4 protein-coding genes, 1 tRNA gene and 2 pseudogenes are annotated in these 5418 nt (G+C 39.8%); 4 read left to right on the forward strand and 3 right to left on the reverse strand.

The window, feature by feature from the left end; all coding sequences use genetic code 11:
* Positions 1–729, reverse strand: a pseudogene (locus ACNPNW_RS16025) (IS5 family transposase); the annotation flags it as partial.
* A 661-nt stretch (positions 730–1390) separates the two neighbouring features.
* Here ACNPNW_RS16025 and ACNPNW_RS16030 point away from each other — a divergent pair.
* Positions 1391–1553 (forward strand): annotated as a pseudogene (locus ACNPNW_RS16030) (IS66 family transposase); the annotation flags it as partial.
* Positions 1554–1901: 348 nt separating this feature from the next.
* On the opposite strand, the gene ACNPNW_RS16035 reads toward ACNPNW_RS16030, so the two are convergent.
* Positions 1902–1978, reverse strand: a tRNA-Ile gene (locus ACNPNW_RS16035).
* A gap of 800 nt (positions 1979–2778) precedes the next feature.
* Between ACNPNW_RS16035 and ACNPNW_RS16040 the strand changes: the two genes are divergently transcribed.
* Together ACNPNW_RS16040 and ACNPNW_RS16045 are read left to right on the forward strand one after the other, a co-directional pair.
* The gene (locus tag ACNPNW_RS16040) at positions 2779–3333 is read left to right on the forward strand and encodes a 1-acyl-sn-glycerol-3-phosphate acyltransferase (protein WP_004278932.1); all 555 of its coding nucleotides are present in this window, start codon (positions 2779–2781) and stop codon (positions 3331–3333) included.
* 248 nt (positions 3334–3581) lie between these two features.
* Positions 3582–4331 (forward strand): YebC/PmpR family DNA-binding transcriptional regulator, encoded by a 750-nt coding sequence (locus ACNPNW_RS16045; RefSeq protein WP_004645516.1) that lies wholly within the window; start codon positions 3582–3584, stop codon positions 4329–4331.
* Between the two features lie 69 nt (positions 4332–4400).
* On the opposite strand, the gene ACNPNW_RS16050 is transcribed toward ACNPNW_RS16045, so the two are convergent.
* Positions 4401–4871: an Lrp/AsnC family transcriptional regulator gene (locus ACNPNW_RS16050; protein ID WP_004645518.1), complete on the reverse strand. Its 471-nt coding sequence runs from the start codon at positions 4869–4871 to the stop codon at positions 4401–4403.
* Between the two features lie 257 nt (positions 4872–5128).
* On the opposite strand from ACNPNW_RS16050, the gene ACNPNW_RS16055 reads away from it, so the two are divergent.
* The coding region (locus ACNPNW_RS16055) for a transposase-like zinc-binding domain-containing protein (protein ID WP_448767167.1) at positions 5129–5418 on the forward strand (290 nt) is incomplete at its 3' end.

Genomic DNA, 5418 nt, shown 5'->3' on the forward strand with positions numbered 1-5418 from the left:
TTCGAAGTAATTCATTTCGCTCTAGCGAGCTACTCTTTGTATCTTTCCATGGTTTCGCATTTTTTCTAGGTGGAATCACCGCATGCCCTTGCCGATCTGCAATGACCTGACGGCATTGCTTGGTGTCATAAGCTCCATCGGTATAAACAGAGTCAATCCGCTCATCTTGTGGAATCTGATTAAGTAAATCACCAAGCACCTGTGAATCACTGACATTATTGGTTGTAAGCTGAACTGCTCGTATTTGTAGGGTTTTAGCATCTATACCAATATGAAGTTTACGCCATTGGCGACGATATTCAGGTCCATGTTTCTTGCGCTTCCATTCGCCCTCACCTAGAAACTTCATGCCTGAAGAGTCCATGAGTAGATGCAGCCCATCGCTACTTTTTTGGTAGCTGATTGCAATATCAATATGCTTTTGTCTTCTACAAAGCGTGGTGTACGAATATCACTGATATTCGGGGCTGCTCAGCCGCAAAGTTTAATCAGACTTTGCACAAAGCCAGTAACCATACGTAAAGATAGACGGAATAAGGATTTAATCATTAAGCAGCATTGGATGGCTGCGTCGGAGTAGGTTTGATTTCGCCCTTGTTTGCCTTTTGATGGCGCATACCATTGCGTAGCAGGATCAAACCAAATGGCAATATTTCCGCGACTCATGAGTGCTCGGTTATATGCGGGCCAATTGGTTGTGCGGTAGATTTTGTGTGTAGGCTTCTTCATTTGAAAATTATATCGCTGAAAAACCCTTTACAGATAGGTTTGTGCAACAAAGCCTCCCCCAACTAAAGCAGACTCCCACAATTAACACCCAGGTATGGCAGCCTACCCTTTTATCGTTTGTAAACCTTTTTCCATGTGCTCATGCTGCCTGCCCCTGCACCAAATGCTGTATTGGCAATAATACCTTGAACATCGTCACCTGAAGCAGGTGAGATCCCAGCTGAAATTGTCCCGGCTAATTCAACATTGCTCTCTTAAATGTATTTCTTAATGCGGCACTGCCAGCCAATTTTTACCGTGTAAAAAACCCATTTACTGCCTTGGTAAATTCTATCACCAGATCCCCAAAGGGGCGAGCCAAGCTGTATAGAGTGTGGCTAAAACAAAGTCATCCCTGCTGCGCCTGTCTTAAACCAGTCACCAAAGATACACCATGGCACAGCCGTCATATTGTGAAGCTAAGTCATGGTAGGATGGATGCGGTCGCTCATCTTGAGATTTACCATCTATCTGTATTGTCCGAGGAGTGTTCAGTTTGCCAATGTCAACGAGGTATAACCGGGTGCCGAATGGCGCCTTAGAAGAGGCTTGAGCCGTGTGCTGGGAAACTCGCATGCACGGTTCTTAGGGGGTTGACGTAGGCAACTGCGTCTGACTACCCGACAACCAAATGCGCCCTTAGGCCTTGGGAAGTAAGAACTGGCTGTTTGTTGGCTCGCTGCGCAGTGGTCAACGAGCGGCGAATATCAAGACTTAAATCCAGTCAGCAAAGCTGAATGGCTTGGATCTGTATGCCTATGTTACCGACACATAAAGTGACCTAAATAGAAGAATTACTGCCACACCGGTGGCAACCCGACCAAAATTAAAAAATAGGTGTGGGGTTCAGCCCACGCTTACGAAACTTGTAATAAACTGATCTAAAATTCGATCATATACTTCATATCTCAAAGTATTGACTTAAATTATGATTAAGCCATGCCAGAATTAGATCGCCCCATACCCAAGTCGTCACTTGAATTTGAGTAACTATAGGAAATTCTATCTTTAAAGTCTTTATCCAACAAAACCAATTAAGAATAATGTTGATTTAAGCTGCTTACCATTTGCTTACCAGAATCTAAAAACAAAAAAACCACTTACGATTAGTACACGTAAGTGGTTGTTTTATATGGTGGGCCCAGACAGACTTGAACTGTCGACCAACGGATTATGAGTCCGCTGCTCTAACCAACTGAGCTATAGGCCCTATATGCTGAAAACTTTATTTATCAATAAGTTCAGGCGTCATGAATACTAGCTAAGATTTTTTGGAAAGACAAGTGCTTTTATAACTGCTTGAACATTTAGGCAGCAATCATGGGCGACTTGTCTTAGTCAAAATTCAGTTACTTAAGACTTCAGTATAGGAGGCATATAGAAAAATGAGATACATGCTGCATCATTTAAGACAAATGAGCCTGTCATCTTGAATTTAATCCGGTCTACTAAGGGTAAAACTGATAGATTTAAGGTCTTAGTATATCTATAAGGTATTAAAATTCTTTATTGCTCAGGCAGCACTGTTAAAGGAATAGCCTTGAGCTCAAGAAGATAGAATGACTAGAATTCAGACTTCATTTCTTCGTCTTTATGTAAATCCTGCTTAATTTCGATCAAAGACCATACAATTATAAGCGCAAAAATCAATAGGGAGACTACGAAGGCTGTCATGTACGTCATACTTTTCAATCTCAGAGTAGAAAGAATAAGAAAATAGAAAAGACCTGTATCAGTCTTCTTCTTCGACAAAAGTCTAATAACTAAAGTGTGCTCTGGATAGTCATTTTTTCATCATTTTAAGACTTTTTTTGTATCTAATGATATTTTTTAAGATCTTAATATTGTTTTATTTATATATATTAACTCTTAATCTTGCAGCTTAAAAAGATGAATAAATCATAGATTTTTACATTATTCGCTGATTTTATTGGAAAGCCTATTGACTGTATGGGCGAACAAGATGAAATTATGCAGTTCTCTACATACAGCTTTTACTTCTCCGTACTTATGCTAAATAAATTCCTTGGCGAATCTGCATTTAAACTTGCAGGTTGGCAATATCATGTCGAACCCGATGTGCTTGAAGATAAACAGGTCATTATTGGGTTTGAACATACCTCAATGATGGATGCGGTACTGTCAATTGCCCTGTTCCAGATTTATGACCTCAAGGTTCATACCTTGATTAAAAAAGAATTATTTAAAGGACCGTTTAAACCGCTATTGAACGCTGTGGGTGGTATTCCGGTTGACCGCAAGGCCAGTAAAGATATCGTGACCCAGATGGTGGAACATTTTCAGAACAATGAAAAGTTCAATCTGGTGATTGCTCCCGAAGCAACACGGGCTAAACAAGGTGAAGCACGCAAACCAATCCGTACCGGTTTCTGGCATATTGCCAAGGCTGCCAATGTACCAATCGTGTTGTTATACGCCAATTCCAAAACCAAGCAAGGTGGCATTCTTGGCAAGATCTATCCGACAGACCTTGCGCATGACCTGGCTTTGATCAAGCAACTATATAAAGACAAGGTTGGCCTGGATATCGTTATTCCAGAATAAGCTTTTTAAAAATAAAAGCACGGACATAATCAGCGATTCTGCTGTTTATGTCCAAGTCATCTGTCCATATAAATGTATAAATAGAATTATAAATCCCCCTATCCTCTTTCTATTTTTCCTCGATATTGCACTTTTTTTGTTTTTATCCTGAAATCTCAAATCCAGGCACTTTTTTTTAAAAAAACGCTTATGGTAGAATTTCGGCATTCTGATAGGCATACAGCCAATCTACAAGGAGCATAGTTCGCATGGCGGGTCATTCCAAGTGGGCCAATATTAAGCATCGCAAAGCAAAACAAGATGCGAGTCGTGGTAAAGTTTTTACCAAATACATTCGTGAATTAACCACTGCTGCAAAGCTTGGTGGTCCAGATACTGCAAGCAACCCTCGTCTACGTGCTGTGGTTGAAAAAGCATTATCAGTGAATATGACACGTGACGTGATCAACCGTGCCATTCAACGTGGTGCTGGTGGCGAAGATAACGACGACCTGAAAGAAGTGACCTACGAAGGTTATGGTGTAGGTGGTGTTGCGGTTATTGTTGAAACCATGACTGACAACTTGAACCGTACTGTGCCTGACGTACGTCATTGCTTCTCTAAAACTGATGGTAACTTAGGCACCAATGGTTCGGTGGCATTCCTGTTCACGAAACGTGGTGAGATCACTTTTGAAGATGTGTCTTTGGAAGATCAAATCATGGAAGTGGCATTAGAAGCAGGTGCGGAAGACATCGAAGTCACTGAAGATGATATCTTGGTCATTACCACACCTGAAGCCTTCGGTGAAGTTCAAGATGCTTTAACTGCTGCAGGTTTAAAATCTGACAATGCTGAAGTAGTGATGAGTCCTTCAACCAAAGCAGAAATCACAGACATCGATCAAGCGAAAAAAATCATGAAAATGATTGATATGCTTGAAGATCTGGATGATGTACAAAACGTTTATACCAACGTTGAATTCTCAGACGCAGTTTTAGCAGAACTTGATGCTTAAATATGTCTGATTCAAAAAACGCACCTTAGGGTGCGTTTTTTTTATGGCTGTCCACCACCCTAGCTTTGATTAAACTTTATTGAGTAATCCGCTACAGTTAAAGACATTATATTCTTTAATCACAAAGCTGGAATGCAGTGCCACCACATGCTCAATTTTTCCAATCCGCTTAAGCAGGATTTCACTATAATTTTCCATATCTCTTGCCACGACTTCAACAATAAAGTCTGCCGACTGACCGGTGACCAAAAAGGCATTAATCACTTCGGGAATACTTTCCAGTTCTTCCAGAAATTTGGCAAAAGTATCGCTATCATGTTTGCTTAAGGATACCTGCAACAGCACATGCAGACTGAAACCTAATTTTTGGTAATTGATTTCACGTTTTAAGCCACTGATAATATTATGATCGATTAAGTGTTTGATCCTACGATGCACCGAACTGACAGATAAATTCACCCGCTCGGACAGTTCATTCAGATTGACATCTTCATGGGTCAATATTTCTAGAATATGTTTATCGAAACGATCCAGTTCCATTTTTATACTCTTATATCAATAATCAATAGATGCAGAAAATTTTGCGCCATCTCTGTTATACAATATTTATTTATTTTTCACAAAATTTTCATATTCTGAAATTTTTTCCCAAATGGGATTTCATTTTATAAATACGGTTTTCAGGAGGGTTTAAATGACCGTTAATCGCATTAATTAAAAATATGACCAATGGTATTTTGGTGGTGTTTCAAAAAGTATGCTGAAAAAAACAATATGGCTTTTGATAAAATAGAGGTATGAAAATAACGCTACAAATCAAATGTCCTACCTGTCTAAGTAACAATATAAAGAGAAATGGCATCAAAGTAGATGGGAAACAAAACCATCAGTGCAAAGATTGCAAACGTCAATTTATTGGTGATCATGCATTAAGCTATCAAGGGTGTAACTCAGGTATTACCGGCAAGATATTACATTTAATGGTCAGAGGAAGCGGTGTAAGAGATATTGCTGAAGTCGAGCGTATCAGCATTGGCAAGGTATTACGAACCTTAAGTGAATCGATCTATCAGATTCAGCCTAAACA

The sequence above is a fragment of the Acinetobacter endophylla genome (assembly GCF_053543775.1).